This is a genomic window from Streptomyces sp. Tu 3180, assembly GCF_009852415.1.
Taxonomy (GTDB): Bacteria; Actinomycetota; Actinomycetes; order Streptomycetales; family Streptomycetaceae; genus Streptomyces.
Window position 1 is genome coordinate 2,004,317 of the sequence record NZ_WOXS01000002.1, and the last position, 21,933, is coordinate 2,026,249.

General features: G+C 70.2%; 15 protein-coding genes and 3 rRNA genes. 4 read left to right on the forward strand and 14 right to left on the reverse strand.

Going from position 1 to position 21,933, the window contains the following annotated elements:
• Window positions 1–44: 44 nt before the first annotated feature.
• Window positions 45–1,676 (forward strand): PucR family transcriptional regulator, encoded by a 1,632-nt coding sequence (locus GL259_RS09920; protein WP_159531217.1) that lies wholly within the window; start codon window positions 45–47, stop codon window positions 1,674–1,676.
• Window positions 1,677–1,697: 21 nt separating this feature from the next.
• Here the strand turns inward: GL259_RS09920 and GL259_RS09925 are convergent, their stop codons facing one another.
• From GL259_RS09925 to GL259_RS09945, 5 genes are all read right to left on the reverse strand, one after another.
• The gene (locus GL259_RS09925) at window positions 1,698–2,834 is read right to left on the reverse strand and encodes a glycosyltransferase family 4 protein (RefSeq protein WP_159531218.1); all 1,137 of its coding nucleotides are present in this window, start codon (window positions 2,832–2,834) and stop codon (window positions 1,698–1,700) included.
• Between the two features lie 350 nt (window positions 2,835–3,184).
• Window positions 3,185–4,927, reverse strand: a complete 1,743-nt coding sequence (gene recN / locus GL259_RS09930) for a DNA repair protein RecN (RefSeq protein WP_159531219.1) — start codon at window positions 4,925–4,927, stop codon at window positions 3,185–3,187.
• A 273-nt stretch (window positions 4,928–5,200) separates the two neighbouring features.
• A complete protein-coding gene (locus GL259_RS09935) occupies window positions 5,201–6,106 on the reverse strand; it encodes an NAD kinase (RefSeq protein WP_159531221.1) in 906 nt (301 codons plus the stop codon).
• On the reverse strand, window positions 6,103–6,918 hold the full coding sequence (locus tag GL259_RS09940; protein ID WP_159531222.1) for a TlyA family RNA methyltransferase: 816 nt from the start codon (window positions 6,916–6,918) through the stop codon (window positions 6,103–6,105). Before GL259_RS09940 ends, GL259_RS09935 begins: the two co-directional genes overlap by 4 nt.
• Window positions 6,919–6,925: 7 nt before the next feature.
• Entirely contained in the window at window positions 6,926–7,279 is a 354-nt protein-coding gene (locus GL259_RS09945) for a hypothetical protein (RefSeq protein WP_159531223.1), read from the reverse strand.
• A gap of 42 nt (window positions 7,280–7,321) precedes the next feature.
• Between GL259_RS09945 and GL259_RS09950 the strand changes: the two genes are divergently transcribed.
• On the forward strand, window positions 7,322–7,669 hold the full coding sequence (locus tag GL259_RS09950; RefSeq protein ID WP_159531224.1) for a sterol-binding protein: 348 nt from the start codon (window positions 7,322–7,324) through the stop codon (window positions 7,667–7,669).
• On the opposite strand, the gene GL259_RS09955 is transcribed toward GL259_RS09950, so the two are convergent.
• The 4 genes from GL259_RS09955 to GL259_RS09970 all read right to left on the reverse strand — a co-directional run bounded on the left by GL259_RS09955 (window position 7,653) and on the right by GL259_RS09970 (window position 11,800).
• On the reverse strand, window positions 7,653–8,570 hold the full coding sequence (locus GL259_RS09955) for an ABC transporter ATP-binding protein (protein ID WP_159531225.1): 918 nt from the start codon (window positions 8,568–8,570) through the stop codon (window positions 7,653–7,655). The two genes, GL259_RS09950 and GL259_RS09955, sit on opposite strands and share 17 nt — an antisense overlap.
• Window positions 8,567–9,604, reverse strand: coding sequence for an iron chelate uptake ABC transporter family permease subunit (locus GL259_RS09960; protein WP_159531226.1), 1,038 nt, complete (start codon window positions 9,602–9,604; stop codon window positions 8,567–8,569). The genes GL259_RS09955 and GL259_RS09960 overlap by 4 nt, the downstream gene beginning before the upstream one ends.
• Window positions 9,601–10,644: an iron chelate uptake ABC transporter family permease subunit gene (locus GL259_RS09965; protein WP_159531227.1), complete on the reverse strand. Its 1,044-nt coding sequence runs from the start codon at window positions 10,642–10,644 to the stop codon at window positions 9,601–9,603. The genes GL259_RS09960 and GL259_RS09965 overlap by 4 nt, the downstream gene beginning before the upstream one ends.
• A gap of 127 nt (window positions 10,645–10,771) precedes the next feature.
• Window positions 10,772–11,800 (reverse strand): HAD hydrolase-like protein, encoded by a 1,029-nt coding sequence (locus GL259_RS09970; RefSeq protein WP_159531228.1) that lies wholly within the window; start codon window positions 11,798–11,800, stop codon window positions 10,772–10,774.
• 72 nt (window positions 11,801–11,872) lie between these two features.
• Here GL259_RS09970 and GL259_RS09975 point away from each other — a divergent pair, with 72 nt between their 5' ends.
• Window positions 11,873–13,168 (forward strand): DUF1015 domain-containing protein, encoded by a 1,296-nt coding sequence (locus tag GL259_RS09975; RefSeq protein WP_159531229.1) that lies wholly within the window; start codon window positions 11,873–11,875, stop codon window positions 13,166–13,168.
• Between the two features lie 78 nt (window positions 13,169–13,246).
• On the opposite strand, the gene GL259_RS37980 is transcribed toward GL259_RS09975, so the two are convergent.
• Entirely contained in the window at window positions 13,247–13,975 is a 729-nt protein-coding gene (locus GL259_RS37980; protein ID WP_208026605.1) for a tetratricopeptide repeat protein, read from the reverse strand.
• A gap of 54 nt (window positions 13,976–14,029) precedes the next feature.
• Here GL259_RS37980 and GL259_RS37985 point away from each other — a divergent pair, with 54 nt between their 5' ends.
• Window positions 14,030–15,262, forward strand: coding sequence for a hypothetical protein (locus GL259_RS37985; protein WP_208026651.1), 1,233 nt, complete (start codon window positions 14,030–14,032; stop codon window positions 15,260–15,262).
• An 86-nt stretch (window positions 15,263–15,348) separates the two neighbouring features.
• Here GL259_RS37985 and rrf read toward each other — a convergent pair.
• The 4 genes from rrf to GL259_RS10000 all read right to left on the reverse strand — a co-directional run bounded on the left by rrf (window position 15,349) and on the right by GL259_RS10000 (window position 21,781).
• A 5S ribosomal RNA gene (gene rrf / locus GL259_RS09985) occupies window positions 15,349–15,465 on the reverse strand.
• Window positions 15,466–15,569: 104 nt separating this feature from the next.
• Window positions 15,570–18,690, reverse strand: a 23S ribosomal RNA gene (locus GL259_RS09990).
• A 319-nt stretch (window positions 18,691–19,009) separates the two neighbouring features.
• Window positions 19,010–20,534 (reverse strand): 16S ribosomal RNA (locus GL259_RS09995).
• Together the 16S, 23S and 5S rRNA genes form the textbook arrangement of a ribosomal RNA operon.
• Before the next feature lie 605 nt (window positions 20,535–21,139).
• The gene (locus GL259_RS10000; protein WP_159531232.1) at window positions 21,140–21,781 is read right to left on the reverse strand and encodes a DNA-3-methyladenine glycosylase; all 642 of its coding nucleotides are present in this window, start codon (window positions 21,779–21,781) and stop codon (window positions 21,140–21,142) included.
• Window positions 21,782–21,933: the final 152 nt, after the last annotated feature.

A 21,933-nucleotide genomic window follows, 5' to 3' on the forward strand; every position in this document is an offset into this window, starting at 1 on the left:
CCCCATGGATGCACCGGGGACATCCGCGCAGGTAGCGTCCGGGTATGGACAGCGGTTACGACACCCGGGGCGCCGGGATCACCGTGCGGCGGGCGCTGGAGCTGCCCGGGCTGCGCAGCGGACTGCCCGAGGTGGTGGCGGGCGCCGACCGGCTGCAGCGCACGGTGCGCTGGGTGCACGCGGGCGAGGTGCCCAACATCGCCTCGCTGCTCAAGGGCGGCGAACTGCTGCTGACCACCGGCTACGGACTCGGCCACCGCCCGGCCGACCAGCGCGCGTTCGTGCGCACGCTGGCCGAGCGGGGCATCGCGGCCCTCGTGGTGGAGCTGGGCCCGCGCTTCACCCGGCTGCCCGCCGCACTCGTCGACACGGCCCGGGCGGCCGGACTGCCCCTGGTCCAGCTGCACCGCGAGGTGCCGTTCGTGACGGTCACCGAGGAGATCCACACCGAGATCGTCAACGGGCACTACGCGCTGCTGCAACGCGCGGAGGAGGTGCACCGCCGGTGCACCGAGGCGCTGCTGGGCGGCGGCGGGGTGCCCCAGGTCCTGGAGATCCTGGCCGGGTTCACCGGCAACCCGGTCTTCCTGGAGACGACGGACGGACAGCTGCTGTACGCGGCCGGTGAGGGCCCCGAGGGAGCGGATCCGCTCCAGGTGTGGGAGGGGCTGCGGGACCGGCACCAGGACGACCCGCCGGCCGGTTCGGCCCTGGTGGACGTGCCCGGCGGCGGCCCCGGCAGCGGCGGTGTGCGGGCCCGGCTGGTGCTGCTGCCGGTGCGCAGCGAGCCGGCCCCGGTGCACCGCATGGCGGCCGAGCGGACGGCGGGCATCCTCGCCGTGGTGCTGATGCAGGCCCGTCAGGAGGAGGAGCTGGCGGCGCGGGGGCGCGGGGACTTCCTCACCGATCTCGCCGAGGGCCGGGTCACCGCCGAGGACGCGCCCGCGCAGGCGCGCGTGCTGGGCTTCAAGCCGGGCGCCGGCCCGCTGCTGCCGGTGGTGATGCGGCTCGGGGACGCCCTGTCCCCGCAGGGCGGAGGCTGGGCGGTGCTGGCCCGCGCGGTGGCCGAGGAGCTGGCCTCGCTCGGCGTGCCCGTCCTGCTGGGGGTGCGGCCGGTCGAGGGGCGGGTGCCGCTGTTGCTCGGGCTGCGCTCGGAGGCGGAGCGCCCGGCGTCGGCGGACCGGGTGGCGGCGGCGCTGCGGGCCGGGGTGGAGCGGGCGGGCATGCTGCGGCCGGGGGCCAGGCCGCCCGTCGTGGTGGTCGGGCCGGCCGGCGACTGGGCGGCGGCGTCGGCGGGGCTGCGGCACGCGGCGGAGGCGTCGACCGCGGCGCAGGGCCTGCCGGACCGCCCCTGGTACGACGCCCGCCGGCTGGACATCGACCTGCTGCTGTGGCGGCTGCGCGACCATCCGGACCTGGCGGCGTTCGTGGACCGCGCGATCGGCCCCCTCCTGGACCACGACCGCCGCTCCAGGCCTTCGCTGCTGCCCACCCTGGAGACGTACCTGGCCCATGCGGGCCGCAAGGCGGAGACGGCCCGCGAACTGCACCTGAACCGGCAGACGCTCTACAACCGGCTCGCCCGCATCGGGGAGTTGCTGGGCACCGACCTCGACGACCCGCAGACGGTACTGGCGTTGAGCCTGGCCCTGCGGGCCCGGCGGCACGTGGCCTGACCCGGCGGCGGGTGCCCGGCGTCAGAGCAGCGGCCGGGGCCGGGTCAACTCGTCGTACACGCTGAGCACGTGGGCGACCGTCTGGTCCTCGGTCGGCCAGGTCGCCGCCTGCCGTGCGCCCCGCTCCCTGAGCAGCTCCCTGCGACCGGGGTCGTCCAGCAGTCGTACGACGGCGTCGGCGAGTGCCCGCGCGTTGCCGTACGGGACGAGTTCGGCGGCGTCGCCGACGAGTTCGGGGATGCCGCCGACCTCGGTCGCGACGAGCGGCACGCGCGCGTGGAGGGCCTCCTGGGCGAACGGGGAGCGCGCCTCCCACCGGCTGGGCAGCAGCGCGAGGTCGGCGGCGGCGAGCAGGTCGGAGACGTCGTCGCGCCGGCCGATGAGCCGGACCGGCAGCTCCTCGTCCTCGATCCGCCGCTGGAGTTCGCCGCGCAGCGGCCCCTCCCCCGCGACGACGACCAGCGGCACGGGGTCGAGGCGGCTCCAGGCGTGCGTGGCGTCCAGCAGGGCGGAGTAGCCCCGGTGCCGTTCGAGGGAGCCGACGGCGATGAGCAACGGGCGTTCCACGGCGCCGAGTTCGGCTCGGATCTTGGACCGCAGCCGGTCGGGGTCCTCCGGTCCCGGGGGCGTGCGCGTTCCGGGGAGCGGGACCGCGGCCAGCCGCGCGTCCCGCGCTCCCGCGCGGCGCGCCCGGTCGACGAGGACGGAGGTCGTCCCGAGCACCACGGTGGCCGCCCTGACGACCCGCCGTTCCAGCATCCGCAGGAAGTGCGCGCGCGGGCCGTCGGCGTGCGCCCGGTCGTGCCAGGTCACGACGAGCGGGGTGTGCCGTCCGCCGAGGGCGAGGACCGTGCGGAAGGAGGCGTGCAGCCCGTGCGCGTGCACCAGGTCGGCGTCCGTGCAGGCCGCCCGCAGCGCGGCCACCGATCCCGGGTCGCTGCTGCGCGGCACGTGCACGAGCTCGGCCCCGACGCCCGTGAAGTCGTAGGTGTGATCCGCTTCGGCGGGGGCGCACACCGTGACCCGCACGCCCCGCGCGACGAGCCCCGCGGCCAGCGAGCGCACATGGGCGCCGCCGGCGGCGTTGCCACCGCCCAGCACCTGCACGGTGCGCAACGGCGACCGGCCGTGCGGTGCGTGGCTGCTCACGGGGGTCACGCGGCCGGGCTCCTGGTTCGGTTCGGACGGTCACGGAGGACGTACGGAAGGATCATGCGGAGGGGGTGTACCGCGCGGTTTCCTCCGTGTACTCCGTCAAGGATGCCAGGACGTACGGGGGTTCCGGGAACCGCGAGGGCACGGGACCGGGGCCGCACGGGAGGGCGTATCACCCACACGGGTGACGGAGGGGCCCGCTCCGGGACGGGCCGCCGGGATCCCGGACAGCTCGACCGCCCCGCCGGTCGCCTCACCGTCCCGGAGCGCGGAGGGACACGCGCGGAAACCGCGCCGGGGACCCCGGCCCCGGCGGCGGGCCGGCACGCCGCGCCCTCCTCCGCGCGCCCCGGCTACACGTCCGCCCGGGCCGTCGCCAGCAGCTCCTCCGCATGCGCGCGGGCGGTCTGCGAGTCCTCCTGGCCCGCGAGCATCCGGGACAGCTCCCGGATCCGTTCCTCGCCTTCGAGCACCTTCACCCCGGACCGGGTGACCGACCCGTCGTTGGTCTTCTCGACCAGGAGCTGCCGGTCGGCGAACGCGGCCACCTGGGGCAGGTGCGTGACGACCACGACCTGCGCCGTCTTCGCCAGCCGCGCGAGCCGCCGGCCGATCTCCACCGCCGCCTTGCCGCCGACACCGGCGTCCACCTCGTCGAAGAGGTACGTCGGCACGGGGTCCGTGCCCGCGAACACGACCTCCACGGCCAGCATCACGCGCGACAGCTCACCGCCGGACGCCCCCTTGGCGATGGGCCGGGCGGGCGCCCCGGGGTGCGGGGCCAGCAGCAGCTCGACCTCGTCCACGCCGGACGGGCCGTAGGCGACCGTGCGCCCGCCCACCTCGACGCCCTCGGGGTCCTCGGTCTGCCGGATGTCGAACGACACGCGCGCGTGCGGCATGGCGAGCGAGGCCAGCTCGGCGGTCACGGCCGCCGCGAACCGCTCCGCCGCCTCCGTCCGCGCGTCCGTCAGCTGCTGGGCGAGGGAGCCCAGTTCGGCGCGGAGCGCGTCCCGTTCGGCGGTGAGCTCCTCGATCCGCTCGTCGTCGCCCTCCAGCTCGGTGAGCCGGACGGCGCTCTGCTCGGCCCACGCCAGCACGGCCGCGATGTCCTCGCCGTACTTGCGGGTCAGCCCGGTGAGCGCGGCCCGCCGCTCCTCGACCGCGGCCAGCCGCAGCGGGTCGGCGTCCAGGTCGTCGGCGTACCCCGCCAGCTCCCCGGCGACGTCGCGCAGCAGGATGCCGATCTCCCCGATCCGGTCGGTGAGCGCGGCCAGCGCCGGGTCGTGGGACCGTACGGCCTCCAGGGCCCGCTGGGCGCCCGCGACGAGCGTCCCGGCGTCGACGCCCTCGGGGTCCTCCGGGTTGCCCGCGAGGGCGGCGTGCGCGACCGCCGCGGCCGACGCCAGCGCCTCGGCGTGCCCGAGCCGCTCGGCCTCCTCCGCCAGTTCCACGTCCTCACCCGCGCGCGGCTCCACGGCGGCGACCTCGTCGAGCCCGAAGCGCAGCATGTCGGCCTCCTGGGCCCGCTCACGCGCGCGCGTGGTGATCTGTTCGAGCTCCGCGGTGACCGCCCGCAGCCGCTTGTACGCCTCGGTGTACTTGCCGAGCGGCACGGCGACCGCGTACCCCGCGTACCGGTCGAGCGCCTGCCGCTGCCGGGACAGCTTCAGCAGCCCCTGCTGGTCGGTCTGCCCGTGCACGGCCACCAGGTCGTCGGCGAGCTCGGCGAGCAGCCCCACGGGCACGCTCCGCCCGCCGACGTGCGCCCGCGACCGCCCCTCGGCGGAAACGGTGCGGCTGATCAGCAGCGTCCCGTCGTCGAGCTCGGCCCCGGCCTCCTCCGCCCGTACGACGGCCGCGGTGTCCCGGGGCACGGTGATCCGCCCCTCCACGACCGCGTTCTTGGCGCCGATCCGCACCAGGGCCGCATCCGCCCGTCCACCCAGCAACAGGCCGAGGCTGGTGACCACCATGGTCTTGCCCGCGCCCGTCTCACCGGTGACGGCGGTGAAGCCGGGCGACAGCTCGACGACAGCGTCGTCGATCACTCCGAGCGACCGTATCCGCATCTCCTCCAACACGCACCCGACCATACGAGGTTTCGTGGTCGCTGTGCGACGCCGCCCCACCCATCAGGGGTCATCACGTGCCGTGGCCGGGCCGGAGCATCACTCTTCGAACGGATGTTCCCGATTCGCACGGGTCCTGCCCCGGGTCCGTCCGGCGGGCCCGGCCGGAGGAGCCCGACGGCGCCCTGTCGTCCGCGCGGGCGAGCGGGCGCGGGACGTCCCGCGCGCGAGGTCCCCGCCCGGGGAGCCCGCGGTGCGTGCCGCTCCGGGCCCTCGGCACGCACCGGACGAAAGACCCTAGTGCGGCGCGCCCCGCCACCCGGAGACGGGCAGCGCGAACTTCGCCACCAGCCGGTCCGTGAACGAGGCGTGGTGCAGCCGGGCCAGCCGCACCGGCACGGCTCCGCGCCGCACCTCCACCCGGGCGCCGGGCGGCAGCTCCACCGTGCGCCGCCCGTCGCACCACAGCACGCCCGGCGGGACGTGCGGCAGCACCTCCACCGCCAGCACGGAGTCCGGCGAGGTCACCAGCGGCTTGGCGAACAGCGCGTGCGCCGAGATCGGCACCATCAGCAGCGCCTCGACCTCGGGCCACACCACGGGTCCGCCCGCGGAGAACGCGTAGGCGGTCGAACCGGTCGGGGTGGCGCACACGATCCCGTCGCAGCCGAACCCGGTGACCGGCCGCCCGTCGATCTCCAGCACGACCTCCAGCATCCGCTCGGCGGACACCTTCTGCACGGCCGCCTCGTTCAGCGCCCAGTCCGTGTGCACGATGTCGCCGTTGCGGTGCACGACGACGTCGACGGTCATGCGCTCCTCGACCTCGTACGCCCTGCTCACCACGCGGTCGACCACCTTCTCGAGGTCGTCCCGCTCGGCCTCGGCGAGGAAGCCGACCCGCCCGAGGTTGACGCCGAGCATGGGCACCCCGGAGGCGCGGGCGAACTCGGCGCCGCGCAGCAGCGTGCCGTCACCGCCGAGCACGATCAGCAGCTCGCAGTCGTCCAGGCACTGCGGGGTGGCCTCCTTGACGGTCTGCACGTCGTCCGGCAGCGGCAGGTCGCGCGCCTCGTCCTCCAGCACCCGCACCCCCAGGCCGGAGCGCAGCAGCCCCTTGACCACGAGCTCCGCGCTGCGGATGGCCGCGGGCCGCCCGGTGTGGGCCAGCAGGAAAACAGTACGAGCTCGGTTCTGTCTCAACGCGGCCCCTCCGCCACTGCACGGTCGATGTCGGCCGGGTCCGGTTCCGGCGCCCCGGCCCGCAGCCACAGGAAGTATTCGACGTTCCCGGAGGGGCCGGGCAGCGGACTCGCCGTCACGCCCCTCGTCCCGAGTCCCAGCTCCCAGGCCTTGGCCGCCACCTGGCGCACGGCCTCGGCGCGCAGCTGCGGGCTGCGGACCACTCCCCCGCTGCCCAGCCGCTCCTTGCCCACCTCGAACTGCGGCTTGACCATCATCACCAGGTCGGCGTCCGGTTTCACGCACCGCGCCAGGGCGGGCAGGACCAGCCCGAGCGGAATGAAGGACAGATCCCCCACGACAAGATCCACAGGCTCCCCATCGATCGCCTCGAGCGTCAACTCCCGTACGTTCGTACGGTCCTTGACGGTGACGCGTTCATCGTTCCGCAGAGACCACGCGAGTTGTCCGTATCCGACGTCCACGGCGACCACGTGCGCGGCCCCGGCCCGCAGCAGGACGTCGGTGAAGCCGCCGGTGGAGGCACCGGCGTCCAGTGCCCGCCGCCCCTCGACGACCAGCCCCCGCGGCACGAAGGCGTCGAGCGCGCCGGCCAGCTTGTGCCCTCCGCGCGACACGTAGTCCGGGTCGTCGGCGTCGGCGGCGACGACGATCGCGGCGGCGGTCTCCACCTGCGTGGCGGGCTTGGTCGCGACGGTCTTGCCGACGCTGACCCGGCCCGCGGCGATCAGTTGGCCGGCGTGCTCGCGCGAACGCGCGAGCTTGCGGCGGACCAGCTCCGCGTCGAGACGGCGGCGTGCGACTCCTGCCACGTTCGGTTCAGCTCCTGTGTCCGTGTGCCAGATCGGATGGGTGGCCCGAAGGGCCTGGTCGGGGGGCGGGAGCCGGAGGTCCCGGATGGGCGTCGAGCGCGGTGAGCGCGTCGCGCAGCCCCCGGTGTACATCCTCGTACACCTCGACGTGGCCGTCGGTGGCGAGGTGGTCGGCGTCGGCCAGCCGCTCGAGGCGGGCGTCCACCTCGGCGTTGCCGGTGGGGGTGCGCGGCACGTTCAGGGGGGCCGGGGCGCTCGGTTCGCCCTCGGGCGGCGGCTGCGGCCCGGCGTGCCCGGGCCCGGGCACGGGCCGCGCGATGCCCGGCTCCGCGCTCCGCGCCTCCGGTACTGCGTCGTTCATGCCCCGACGCTACCGCGAACGCCTGGGGTACCGTCGTCCGCGATGGCCACGATCGAGGAGTGCCGTGCCGCACTCGGCAAGCTTTCGGACAACATGCAGCACGCCGAGGGGGACGTCCGCGCGGCCGCGGCGATGGACCGCTCGGTCAGTTGTCACATCACCGACCTGGACGTGACCTTCGCCGGCCGGCTCACCGGCGGCCGGATCGAGGTGCACGAGACGTTTCCGGGCCCGCCGCGCGAGAAGGCCCAGATGAGGCTCGCGATGACCGGCGACGACCTGGTGGCCCTGGTCGACGGCGAACTGCACTTCGCCAGGGCCTGGGGCTCGGGCCGGGTGAGGCTGGAGGCGGGTCTGCGCGACCTGTTCCGCCTCAGGAAGCTCCTGTAGCGACCGCCTTCTCCGCCGCGCCCCGGCCCCCGGCCGCCGCCCGCGCCCTGCGCGCCGCCGGCACGATCAGGGGCGTGCCCGTCTCGGGGTCGTCGATGACCTGGCAGCGCAGCCCGAAGACCTCCTCGACCAGCCCGGCGGTGACGATGTCCTTCGGCGCGCCCTGGGCGACGACCTTCCCCCCGCGCAGGGCGATGAGGTGGGTGGCGTACCGGGCGGCGTGGTTGAGGTCGTGCAGCACGGCGACGAGGGTGCGTCCCTGCTCCTCGTGCAGGTCCGCGCACAGGTCCAGGACGTCGACCTGGTGCTGGATGTCCAGGTAGGTGGTCGGCTCGTCGAGCAGCAGCAGCGGCGTCTGCTGGGCCAGCGCCATCGCGATCCACACGCGCTGCCGCTGGCCGCCGGAGAGCTCGTCGACGTAGCGTTCCGCCAGCTCGGCGATCCCCGTGCGGGCCATCGACTCCCGGACCACCCGCTCGTCCTCGGCCGACCACTGGCGCAGGATGCCCTGGTGCGGATAGCGGCCGCGGCCCACCAGGTCGGCGACCGTGATGCCGTCGGGCGCGATCGACGACTGGGGCAGCAGTCCCAGGATCCGGGCGACCTTCTTCGCGGGCATCGACTGGATGACCTGCCCGTCGAGCAGGACCCGTCCCTCGCTGGGCCTGAGCATCCGCGACAGCGCCCGCAGCAGCGTCGACTTGCCGCACCCGTTGGGGCCGACGATCACGGTGAAGGAGTGGTCCGGTATCTCCACCGACAGCTGCTCGGCGATGACCCGCTGGTCGTAGGCGAGGGTGACGTTCTCGGCGGACAGTCGGTTCACGGTGCTCCTTCGGTCGTCCAGCCCGCTGCTGGCACTGCTCTTGCTGCCCCTGTTCTTCTCGCTCACGGCGCTCATATGCGGCCCGCCCTGCGCTCGGTGACCAGCAGCCACAGCAGGTAGACCCCGCCGAGCACGCCGGTGACCACGCCCACGGGCAGCTGCTCGGCGCCGAACGCCCGCTGCGAGACCCAGTCGGCGGTGACCAGCAGGGCGGCGCCCATGCACAGCGACGCCACCAGGTTCGGCCCGGGTGAACGGGTCAGGCGCCGGGCGAGCTGCGGCGCGGTGAGCGCGACGAAGGCGACCGGTCCGGCGGCGGCGGTCGCGGACGCGGTGAGCAGCACGGCCGACACCAGCAGCACCAGCCGTACGCGCTCCACCCGCACGCCGAGGGCGGACGAGACGTCGTCGCCCATCTCCATCATCCTGAGGCCGCGGGAGTTGGCGAGGACCACGGGCACGAGGACGGCGCACAGGGCGAGCAGCGGCCAGACCTGGTCCCAGTCACGGCCGTCGAGGGACCCGGTCATCCACACGACCGCGCGGGCCGCGTCGACGATGTCGGACTTGGTGAGCAGGTATCCGTTGACCGCCGTGACGATCGCCGAGACGCCGATGCCGACCAGGACCAGCCGGTACCCGTGCACGCCCCGCTTCCAGGCGAGCACGTAGATGGCCAGGCCGGTCACCAGCCCGCCGGCGAGCGCGCCGAGGGCGACCTGGCCCGCGGTGCCGGAGAACAGCACGATCATGGTGAGCGCGCCGGCGGTCGCCCCCTGTCCGAGGCCGAGGACGTCCGGGCTGCCCAGCGGGTTGCGGGAGACGGACTGGAACAGCGCGCCGCCGAGTCCGAGCGAGGCGCCGACCAGCAGGCCGACCAGGACCCGGGGCAGCCGCAGTTCGGTGACGATGAACTCCTGGCCGGCGTTGCCCTCGCCGACCAGCGTCCGGAGCACGTCGGCGGCGGGTATCGGGAAGTCGCCGGTGCCGATCAGCACCACGCTCGCGGCGAGCGCCGCGAGCAGGAGCAGCACGACGACGGTGAGGGCGCGCACGTCCAGCCGGACCGAGAGGCCGCCGGGAGTCCGCACCGCGCGGTTGGTCTTCACAGCTGGGCCGTCCTCCGCCGTCGTACGAGAAAGATGAAGACCGGGCCGCCGAGGACCGCCGTGACGATGCCGACCTGGAGCTCCGCGGGCCGGGTCACGATCCGCCCGATCACGTCGGCCCCGAGCAGCAGCACGGGGGACAGGATCGCCGCGTACGGGAGGATCCAGCGCAGGTCGGGTCCGGTGAAGGAACGCACGACGTGCGGCACCATCAGGCCGACGAACACGATCGGCCCGCACGCCGCGGTCGCGGCCCCGCACAGCACGGTCGCGGCGAGCATGGACAGGGCCCGGGTGCGGTTGAGGTTGGCGCCGAGGGCCTTGGCGGTGTCGTCGCCCATGGCCATGGCGTTGAGCGGCCGGGCGAGCGCCAGCGCGAGGACGCAGCCGGCCAGGAGGAACGGCAGGACCTGCCGGATGGTCGAGTCGCTCCCCGAGGACAGCGAACCCACCGTCCAGAAGCGCATCCTGCCGAGCGCCGCGTCGTCCAGGATCATGATGGCCTGGATGTAGCCGTAGAGCGCGGCGCTGATCGCGGTGCCGGCGAGCACGAGCCGCACCGGCGTCGCCCCCCGGCTGCCGCCCAGGAACCACACCAGCGCCCCGACGGCCGCCGCACCGAAGAACGCGAACCACACGTACCCGGACAGCGACGTGATGCCGAAGAAGGTGATGGCGGTGACCACGGCCGCGGACGCGCCCGCGTTGATGCCGAGCAGGGCGGGATCGGCCAGCGGGTTGCGGGTGAGCGCCTGCAGCACCGCTCCCGCCAGACCGAGCGCCGCGCCGACGAGCAGCCCGAGCACGGTCCGTGACAACCGGTCGGCGACGACCACGTCGCTGTAGCTGCCGGTGTCCTCGAACAGGCCGTGCCAGACCTGACCGAGGGACAGGTCCTTCGCTCCGATCGCGAGGCTCGCCAGCGCGACGAGCACCAGGATCGCGACGGCGACCGGCAGCCCGAGGAGGCGCACGGCCCGGCGTCTTGGGGGCGCGGGGGTGTCCTCCGCGCGCTGTTCGGGGGGACTCTCGACCAACACGCAGTTAGGTTAGCCTACCCTGCCATTGGATCAAGATCCCGCCGTCGCCTTCCCCGTGACGGAGGGGACGGGGAACACCGGAGAGCGGAGTCCGGCGACCGGACGCCGGCGGGGCCGGAGCCGAGGATCACAGTCCCAGCCGTGCCAGCGCCTTGCCGCTCTCCAGCTCGCACACACCGTCACCGGCCGCCGTCCACGCCGCCGCGCACAGCGCACGCAGCCCGTCCGGCGCGGCGCCGTCCCCGTCGAGTTCCAGCCTCCCGGCCCCCGCCGTCGCCGTCCAGCCACCGCACCGGAACCCGCCGTCCGCCGCGACGACCTCCGGCTGCCCGGTGAGCATCCCGCGCAGATCGGCGTCGACGTAGGTCGGCCGGTGCTGCGGCGGCGCGGCCAGCAGCCGCGGCCCGTCCGTCACCCCGGTCAGCACCAGCAGGGAGTCGACCCCGCCGTTGAACGCGCCCTCGATGTCGGTGTCCAGCCGGTCCCCCACCACCAACGGCCGCTCGGCACCCGTGCGCAGGATCGTCTCCCGGTGCATCGGCGGCAGCGGCTTGCCCGCGACCTGCGGCTCGGCACCCGTGGCGATCCGCACGACCTCCACCGCCGCGCCGTTGCCCGGGGCGATGCCCCGCCCGCTGGGGATCGTCAGGTCGGTGTTGGACGCGAACCACGGCACCCCGCGCGCGACGGCGTAGGACGCCTCCGCGAACCGCCCCCACGGCAACTCGGGCCCGCCGTACCCCTGCACGACCGCCACCGGATCGTCGTCCGCCGACTCCACCGGCACCAGTCCGCGCTCGCGCAGCGCCACTCGCAGTCCCTCACCGCCGACCACCAGCACCCGGGAGCCCTGCGGCACCTGCTCGCCGACCAGCCGTGCCACGGCCTGCGCGGAGGTGATGACGTCGCCGGCGTCCGCCGGTATCCCCAGCTCGGTCAGGTGCGCGGCCACGGCGTCCGGAGTGCGCAGGGCGTTGTTCGTCACGTAGGCGAGGTGCATGCCGCCCTCGCGGGCCGCCGCGAGGGACTCGACCGCGTGGACGATCGCGCTCCCGCCCGCGTACACCACACCGTCGAGGTCGAGCAGCGCCGTGTCGTACGCCTCGCTCAGGGCCCGCCCACTGGCCCCGGGACTCGTCCTGACGCTCCGGCTCATTCCGCATCGCTCCTCGTTCGACGGCTTTCCCCCGATCATCCCCCATACCAACGGCACCCGTACGATGCCGGGATGAACACAGCAGGTCACTCGGAAGCAAAGGTGCCCCAGGGCCTGGAACTCACCCCGTTCCGAGGCCTTCGTTACGACCCCGACCGGGTCGGCAGCCTGGCCGCCGTGACATCCCCGCCGTACGACGTCGTCGTCCGCCCCGACGGCCTGCACCACCTCCAGTCCGCCGACCCGTACAACATCGTCCGGCTGATCCTGCCCGAGGCCGGCACGCCCGAGGCACGCAACGCCCAGGCCGCCGACACCTTGCGCCGCTGGCGCTCCGAGGGAATCCTGACCCACGACGCCGAACCCGGGCTGTACGTCTACGAGCAGCGCGACGACGCGGGCATGCTGCAGCGCGGCATCATCGGTGCCCTGCGCGTCTCGGACCCCGACGAGCGACTGGTCCTGCCGCACGAGGACGTCATGCCGCACGTCGTCGCCGACCGCGCCGATCTCATGCGGGCCACCTCGGCCAATCTCGAGCCGCTGCTGCTCACCTACCGCGGCGACGGCGCGGCGACCGCCACGGCCGGCCTGATCGAGCGCACCGCCGAGCGGCCTCCGCTCCTCGCGACCACCACGGAGGACGGCGTCCACCACCGCCTGTGGTCCGTCACCGATCCCGCGGACCTGACCACGATCGGCGGGGAGCTCGCCGGTCACCAGGCCCTCATCGCCGACGGCCACCACCGCTGGGCGACCTACCGCCGCCTGCGCGCGGAACACCCCTCCCCCGGTCCCTGGGACCACGGCCTGGTCCTCCTCGTCGACACGACCCGCTACCCCCTGCGGGTCCGCGCCATCCACCGCCTCCTGCACGATCTGCCGGTCGCGGACGCGCTGGGCGCCCTCGACGGCCTCTTCCGCGTCCGCCGCCTCGACGGCACCGTGCTGTCCGGGGCCATGGACGCCCTGGCCGAAGCGGCCCGTACGGGCAACGCCTTCCTCCTCGCCGGGGACGGCGCCTTCCACCTCGTCGACCGCCCGGCCCCGGAGCTGCTGGCCCGCACGGTCCCGGCCGACCGCCCGGCGGCCTGGCGCACCCTGGACGCGACGGTCCTGCACGCCACGCTCCTCGCCCACGTCTGGCACGTCCCCGAGGACTCCCCCGCCCGCATCGCCTACATCCACGACACGGCCGCGACGGTCGAGAAGGCGGAACGCGACGGCGGCACGGCCGTCCTGATGCACCCGGTCCGCGAGGACGTCGTCCGCGACCTCGCCCGCCAGGGTGTCACGATGCCCCGCAAGTCGACGTCGTTCGGCCCGAAGCCGGCCTCCGGCCTGGTCCTGCGCGCACTCGACCTCTGACCCCCCGGAGCACACGCGAAGGGGCGGGCCCCACCGGGAGGCCCGCCCCTTCGCACCGTTCTCCGCCCCGGACGGACGTCAGTCCTCGTCGGCGTCCTCGTCCGCGCGGGCGTCGTCGTCCCCGCCCTCGTCGAGGGCGTCCACGAACTCCACGCCGTCCAGCTCGGCCAGCCGGTCGGAAGCGTCCGTGCTGCCGTCCCGGTCGGCCTCCACGGCCTTGGCGAACCAGTCCCGCGCCTCGCCGGACCGTCCGGCGGCGAGCAGTGCGTCGGCGTAGGCGTAGCGCAGTCGCGCGGTCCACGGCTGCACCGAGTTGGACGCCAGCTCGGAGCTCTGCAGCGTCACGATCGCCGCGTCCAGCTGCCCCATGTCGCGCCGGGCGCCGGCCGCGACGAGCCGCATCTCGACCTGCCCCGCCTTGTCGAGCTTGTGCACCTCGGGCGCCCCGGCCATGTCCAGCGCCTTCTCCGGCCGCCCGAGCCCACGCTCGCAGTCGGCCATGAGGGGCCACAGGTCCACGGTCCCGGTCATCCGACGGGCGGCGCGGAACTCGGCGAGCGCCTCGGCGTACTTCTGGTTGGCGTACGCGGCGAACCCGGCGGCCTCCCGTACGGCGGCGACGCGCGACGCCAGCCGCAGGGCCACCCTGGAGTAGCCGTACGCGCCCTCGGGGTCCTCGTCGATCAGCCGGGCGACCATCACCAGGTTCTTGGCGACGTCCTCCGCGAGGGTCTTGGGCAGGCTCTGCAGCTCCTGCCGTACGTCCTTGTCGATCTCCTCGCCGGTGACGTCCTCGGGGATCGGCAGCCGCTTGATCGGCTCGCGGTCCCGGTCCCGGTCCTCACGGAACCGCCCGCCGCCGTGCCGGTCGTCCCGCCCGCGGTAACCGCCGGGCCGTCCCCCGCGGTCGTCGCGCCGAGGCCCACGCCCACGGTCGTCCCGTCCCCGGAACCCACCGCGCTCGCCGCCCCGGGAGTCGTCGCGGCGGAAGCCGCCGCGGTCACCACCGCGCTCGTCGGTACGACGGTCATCACGGCGGTCGTCCCGCCGGAAACCACCGCGGTCGCCGCCGCGCTCGTCGGTACGACGGCCGTAACCACGGTCGTCGTCGCGGCGGAAACCACCGCGGTCACCACCGCGCTCGTCGGTACGCCGGTCATCACGGCGGTCGTCCCGCCGGAAACCACCGCGGTCACCACCGCGCTCGTCGGTACGCCGGTCATCACGGCGGTCGTCCCGCCGGAAACCACCGCGGTCACCACCGCGCTCGTCGGTACGACGGCCGTAACCACGGTCGTCGTCGCGGCGGAAGCCGCCGCGGTCACCACCGCGCTCGTCGGTACGACGGTCATCACGGCGGTCGTCCCGCCGGAAACCACCACGGTCACCGCCGCGGCTGTCGTCGCGGCCACGGAAACCGCCCCGGTCACCCCGGTCGTCCCGCCCGCGGTAACCACCGCGCTCGCCACCACGGGAGTCGTCCCGCCGGAAGCCGCCACGGTCACCGCCGCGCTCGTCGGTACGACGGTCGTCCCGCCGGAAGCCACCGCGGTCACCGCCGCGCTCGTCGGTACGACGGTCATCGCGGCGGAAGCCGCCACGGTCACCGCCGCGGCTGTCGTCCCGCCCGCGGTAACCACCGCGCTCGCCGCCACGGGAGTCGTCCCGCCGGAAGCCGCCCCGGTCACCGCCGCGCTCGTCGTTCCGCCGGTCGTACCCACGGTCGTCGTCGCGGCGGAAGCCGGAACGCTCGCCATCGCGTCGGTCGTCCCTGCGGTCGTCCCGACCGCGGTAACCACCGCGCTCACCGCCGCGATTGTCATCGCGCCCGCGGAAGCCCCCACGCTCCGGCCGGCCACCGCTCCGGTCGTCACGCCGGAACTCGCGGTCACGGTCACCACCCCGGTCCCGATCGCGGTCACGGTCGTCACGCCGGAAAGAGGGTCGGTCGCCGTCCCTGCGGAATCCGTGGTCACGGTCACTGCCTCGACGCGGGCCACCGCGCTGGCCGCCGCGGTCGGAGCGGTCACCGCTGTCCCGTCGCCGCTGGTCGCGCTCAGGTCGGTCGTCGGGAGAGTTGGCGGACATCGGTGACTCCTGTCTTCGGTACTGCAAGCATAAATAAAAAAGGACCCCTGGTCCCAGCTGAACGCTGGTGACCAGGGGTCCTTCCAAAGATTGTTCGGCGGCGTCCTACTCTCCCACAGGGTCCCCCCTGCAGTACCATCGGCGCTGTAAGGCTTAGCTTCCGGGTTCGGAATGTAACCGGGCGTTTCCCCTACGCTATGACCACCGAAACCCTAATGGTTTCGAGCGAACAAGCACACTTTTCTCTTGTCTGTTCTACTCAAAGCCGACAACGGTCGTTGTCTCAGAACTGACACAGTGGACGCGAGCAACTGAGGACAAGCCCTCGGCCTATTAGTACCGGTCAACTCCACACGTTACCGTGCTTCCATATCCGGCCTATCAACCCAGTCGTCTACTGGGAGCCTTACCCCATCAAGTGGGTGGGAGTCCTCATCTCGAAGCAGGCTTCCCGCTTAGATGCTTTCAGCGGTTATCCCTCCCGAACGTAGCCAACCAGCCATGCCCTTGGCAGAACAACTGGCACACCAGAGGTTCGTCCGTCCCGGTCCTCTCGTACTAGGGACAGCCCTTCTCAAGACTCCTGCGCGCACAGCGGATAGGGACCGAACTGTCTCACGACGTTCTAAACCCAGCTCGCGTACCGCTTTAATGGGCGAACAGCCCAACCCTTGGGACCGACTCCAGCCCCAGGATGCGACGAGCCGACATCGAGGTGCCAAACCATCCCGTCGATATGGACTCTTGGGGAAGATCAGCCTGTTATCCCCGGGGTACCTTTTATCCGTTGAGCGACGGCGCTTCCACAAGCCACCGCCGGATCACTAGTCCCGACTTTCGTCCCTGCTCGACCCGTCGGTCTCACAGTCAAGCTCCCTTGTGCACTTACACTCAACACCTGATTGCCAACCAGGCTGAGGGAACCTTTGGGCGCCTCCGTTACCCTTTAGGAGGCAACCGCCCCAGTTAAACTACCCATCAGACACTGTCCCTGATCCGGATCACGGACCCAGGTTAGACATCCAGCACGACCAGACTGGTATTTCAACGACGACTCCACCCGAACTGGCGTCCGAGCTTCACAGTCTCCCAGCTATCCTACACAAGCCGAACCGAACACCAATATCAAACTGTAGTAAAGGTCCCGGGGTCTTTCCGTCCTGCTGCGCGAAACGAGCATCTTTACTCGTAGTGCAATTTCACCGGGCCTATGGTTGAGACAGTCGAGAAGTCGTTACGCCATTCGTGCAGGTCGGAACTTACCCGACAAGGAATTTCGCTACCTTAGGATGGTTATAGTTACCACCGCCGTTTACTGGCGCTTAAGTTCTCAGCTTCGCCCACCCGAAGGTGAGCTAACCGGTCCCCTTAACGTTCCAGCACCGGGCAGGCGTCAGTCCGTATACATCGCCTTACGGCTTCGCACGGACCTGTGTTTTTAGTAAACAGTCGCTTCTCGCTGGTCTCTGCGGCCACCCCCAGCTCCGGCAGCAAGTGCCGTCACCGGATGTGGCCCCCCTTCTCCCGAAGTTACGGGGGCATTTTGCCGAGTTCCTTAACCATAGTTCACCCGAACGCCTCGGTATTCTCTACCTGACCACCTGAGTCGGTTTAGGGTACGGGCCGCCATGAAACTCGCTAGAGGCTTTTCTCGACAGCATAGGATCATCCACTTCACCACAATCGGCTCGGCATCAGGTCTCACCCTCATGAGTGGCGGATTTGCCTACCACTCGGGCTACACCCTTACCCCGGGACAACCACCGCCCGGGCTGGACTACCTTCCTGCGTCACCCCATCACTCACCTACTAACCGCTTGGGCCGGCGGCTCCACCACTCCCCTTCACCCGAAGGATCCGGGGCGGCTTCACGGCCTTAGCATCACGATGCTCGGTGTTTGACGCTTCACAGCGGGTACCGGAATATCAACCGGTTATCCATCGACTACGCCTGTCGGCCTCGCCTTAGGTCCCGACTTACCCTGGGCAGATCAGCTTGACCCAGGAACCCTTAGTCAATCGGCGCACACGTTTCTCACGTGTGAATCGCTACTCATGCCTGCATTCTCACTCGTCAACCGTCCACAACTCGCTTCCGCGGCTGCTTCACCCGGCAGACGACGCTCCCCTACCCATCACAGCACCCGTTGGGGCTTATTGCTGCAATGACACGACTTCGGCGGTACGCTTGAGCCCCGCTACATTGTCGGCGCGGAATCACTAGACCAGTGAGCTATTACGCACTCTTTCAAGGGTGGCTGCTTCTAAGCCAACCTCCTGGTTGTCTGTGCGACTCCACATCCTTTCCCACTTAGCGTACGCTTAGGGGCCTTAGTCGATGCTCTGGGCTGTTTCCCTCTCGACCATGGAGCTTATCCCCCACAGTCTCACTGCCGCGCTCTCACTTACCGGCATTCGGAGTTTGGCTAAGGTCAGTAACCCGGTAGGGCCCATCGCCTATCCAGTGCTCTACCTCCGGCAAGAAACACACGACGCTGCACCTAAATGCATTTCGGGGAGAACCAGCTATCACGGAGTTTGATTGGCCTTTCACCCCTAACCACAGGTCATCCCCCAGGTTTTCAACCCTGGTGGGTTCGGTCCTCCACGAAGTCTTACCTCCGCTTCAACCTGCCCATGGCTAGATCACTCCGCTTCGGGTCTTGAGCGTGCTACTGAAGCGCCCTGTTCGGACTCGCTTTCGCTACGGCTACCCCACCCGGGTTAACCTCGCAACACACCGCAAACTCGCAGGCTCATTCTTCAAAAGGCACGCAGTCACGAGACACCAGCAAGCTGATGTCCGACGCTCCCACGGCTTGTAGGCACACGGTTTCAGGTACTATTTCACTCCCCTCCCGGGGTACTTTTCACCATTCCCTCACGGTACTATCCGCTATCGGTCACCAGGGAATATTTAGGCTTAGCGGGTGGTCCCGCCAGATTCACACGGGATTTCTCGGGCCCCGTGCTACTTGGGTGTCTCTCCAACGAGCCGCTGACGTTTCGACTACGGGGGTCTTACCCTCTACGCCGGACCTTTCGCATGTCCTTCGCCTACATCAACGGTTTCTGACTCGTCTCATGGCCGGCAGACCATGAAAGAGAGATCCCACAACCCCGCATGCGCAACCCCTGCCGGGTCTCACACGCATACGGTTTGGCCTCATCCGGTTTCGCTCGCCACTACTCCCGGAATCACGGTTGTTTTCTCTTCCTGCGGGTACTGAGATGTTTCACTTCCCCGCGTTCCCTCCACACTGCCTATGTGTTCAGCAGCGGGTGACAGCCCATGACGACTGCCGGGTTTCCCCATTCGGACACCCCCGGATCAAAGCCTGGTTGACGACTCCCCGGGGCCTATCGTGGCCTCCCACGTCCTTCATCGGTTCCTGGTGCCAAGGCATCCACCGTGCGCCCTTAAAAACTTGGCCACAGATGCTCGCGTCCACTGTGCAGTTCTCAAACAACGACCAACCACCCACCACCCCGGGACAACATCCCGAGTTCACTGGGGCCGGCAACCGAGAGACGACCGTGCGGCCGTGCCCTCAGACACCCAACAGCGTGCCCGGCCGGACCCTGTCCGGAGATCGTGCGTTCCACGCCCTTACGGGCAGTACTGGCAGCCTCCGGCCCAGTGATCGGACCGAGTAGTCAACGTTCCACCCATGAGCAACCAGCATCGGACGTTCGCCGATGTACTGGCCTCTGACCTCGCCCCAGAGGGACGCGGTGAGAAGTGCTCCTTAGAAAGGAGGTGATCCAGCCGCACCTTCCGGTACGGCTACCTTGTTACGACTTCGTCCCAATCGCCAGTCCCACCTTCGACAGCTCCCTCCCACAAGGGGTTGGGCCACCGGCTTCGGGTGTTACCGACTTTCGTGACGTGACGGGCGGTGTGTACAAGGCCCGGGAACGTATTCACCGCAGCAATGCTGATCTGCGATTACTAGCGACTCCGACTTCATGGGGTCGAGTTGCAGACCCCAATCCGAACTGAGACCGGCTTTTTGAGATTCGCTCCACCTCGCGGTATCGCAGCTCATTGTACCGGCCATTGTAGCACGTGTGCAGCCCAAGACATAAGGGGCATGATGACTTGACGTCGTCCCCACCTTCCTCCGAGTTGACCCCGGCGGTCTCCCGTGAGTCCCCAGCACCACAAGGGCCTGCTGGCAACACGGGACAAGGGTTGCGCTCGTTGCGGGACTTAACCCAACATCTCACGACACGAGCTGACGACAGCCATGCACCACCTGTACACCGACCACAAGGGGGGCTCTGTCTCCAGAGCTTTCCGGTGTATGTCAAGCCTTGGTAAGGTTCTTCGCGTTGCGTCGAATTAAGCCACATGCTCCGCCGCTTGTGCGGGCCCCCGTCAATTCCTTTGAGTTTTAGCCTTGCGGCCGTACTCCCCAGGCGGGGCACTTAATGCGTTAGCTGCGGCACGGACGACGTGGAATGTCGCCCACACCTAGTGCCCACCGTTTACGGCGTGGACTACCAGGGTATCTAATCCTGTTCGCTCCCCACGCTTTCGCTCCTCAGCGTCAGTATCGGCCCAGAGATCCGCCTTCGCCACCGGTGTTCCTCCTGATATCTGCGCATTTCACCGCTACACCAGGAATTCCGATCTCCCCTACCGAACTCTAGCCTGCCCGTATCGACTGCAGACCCGGGGTTAAGCCCCGGGCTTTCACAACCGACGCGACAAGCCGCCTACGAGCTCTTTACGCCCAATAATTCCGGACAACGCTCGCGCCCTACGTATTACCGCGGCTGCTGGCACGTAGTTAGCCGGCGCTTCTTCTGCAGGTACCGTCACTTGCGCTTCTTCCCTGCTGAAAGAGGTTTACAACCCGAAGGCCGTCATCCCTCACGCGGCGTCGCTGCATCAGGCTTGCGCCCATTGTGCAATATTCCCCACTGCTGCCTCCCGTAGGAGTCTGGGCCGTGTCTCAGTCCCAGTGTGGCCGGTCGCCCTCTCAGGCCGGCTACCCGTCGTCGCCTTGGTGAGCCGTTACCTCACCAACAAGCTGATAGGCCGCGGGCTCATCCTGCACCGCCGGAGCTTTCCACCATCAAGGATGCCCAAGATGGTCGTATCCGGTATTAGACCCCGTTTCCAGGGCTTGTCCCAGAGTGCAGGGCAGATTGCCCACGTGTTACTCACCCGTTCGCCACTAATCCCCACCGAAGTGGTTCATCGTTCGACTTGCATGTGTTAAGCACGCCGCCAGCGTTCGTCCTGAGCCAGGATCAAACTCTCCGTGAATGTTTACCGGCTGTCCGGTGACACATCACGAGAGCGGAACGGCCGGGCGGAATAAGCCCAACCGTTCACAGCGTCCTCGCTGTGTTTTTTCAAAGGAACCTCGACCATCCGAACCGGATGGACGGGGTATCAACATATCTGGCGTTGACTTTTGGCACGCTGTTGAGTTCTCAAGGAACGGACGCTTCCTTCGTACTCACCCTCGCGGGCTTTCCTCCGGGCGCTTCCCTTCGGTCTTGCGTTTCCGACTCTATCAGATCTTTCCGATCCGATTTCCTCGGTGCTTTCCAGGTTCCCGCTTCCGCGTTTCCCTTTCCGGCGGTTCCGACTCTATCAGATCCTTTCGGACCCGATTCCCTGTCGGTGGGATTTGCCGCCGGCCTTCGGCTTTCGCCTGTCGGCCTTTCGACATTCACCACGTTAGCCGATTCCCTCACTCGATTCATAATCGAGCTCTTGGGTTCGGAATTCAGACATGCGGACACGTCGAATCCGAGCCCGCCGAGGGCTGATCGTAGGTAGTGGTTTTGCCGCTTCCGGCTGCAGGCGATCGCCGTACCCGGTTCAAGCGGCTCGGGCTACATTACGCACGTTCCAAGGTCGAGTCAACTTCGTCGGCGCTTCGGGGCATGGGCCCGGTACGGGCTCACGGTCGGGTCGTCGGCGACCCAGAAGCGCCAGGGGTGGACGGCCCCGTCACCGGAGACCCCGGTGCGCGGACCGTTGCGCACCTGGTCGGAGGGCACGGGGGTGCCGGTGAGCACGCGGAGGGGGGTGTCGTCCGTGGCGCAGGCGTCCGTGCCGTTGAGGGCGCGGTCGACGCCCAGGGCCGTGGCCAGGCGGGCCGGGCCTTTGGCCAGTTCCTTGTCGTTGCGGGCCGAGAGGCGACGGGTGCGGGCCAGCTCCGCGCCCTCGGTGATCTCGCCGGCGCGCAGCAGCACGGCGCTCGCCCGGTCCTCGGGGCCGCACACCAGGTTCATGCAGAACCACATGCCGTAGGTGAAGTAGACGTACACGTGGCCGGGCGGACCGAACATCACGTCGTTGCGGGCCGTGCGACCGCGGTACGCGTGCGAGCCGGGGTCGTTCGGGCCGTCGTAGGCCTCGACCTCGGTCAGGCGGAGGGCGATCGGACCGTCGGGGGTGGTGCGCACCAGGATCCGGCCGAGGAGGTCGGGAGCGACCTCGAGGACGGGGCGGTCGAAGAACTCCCTGGGCAGGGGCGTACGGTCGGGGCTCGCGATCATGCCGCCCCAGGGTACTGGAGAGGGGCCGTGGTACAGGGTGGTCGCCGGGCCCACGCTTGACGGGTGGGTACGGAACCGGCCACGGCCGGATCGCGTTGTTAGGGATCAAGGGTCCCTTCGTACGAGTCGATGCAGGACGACGGATCAGGTGT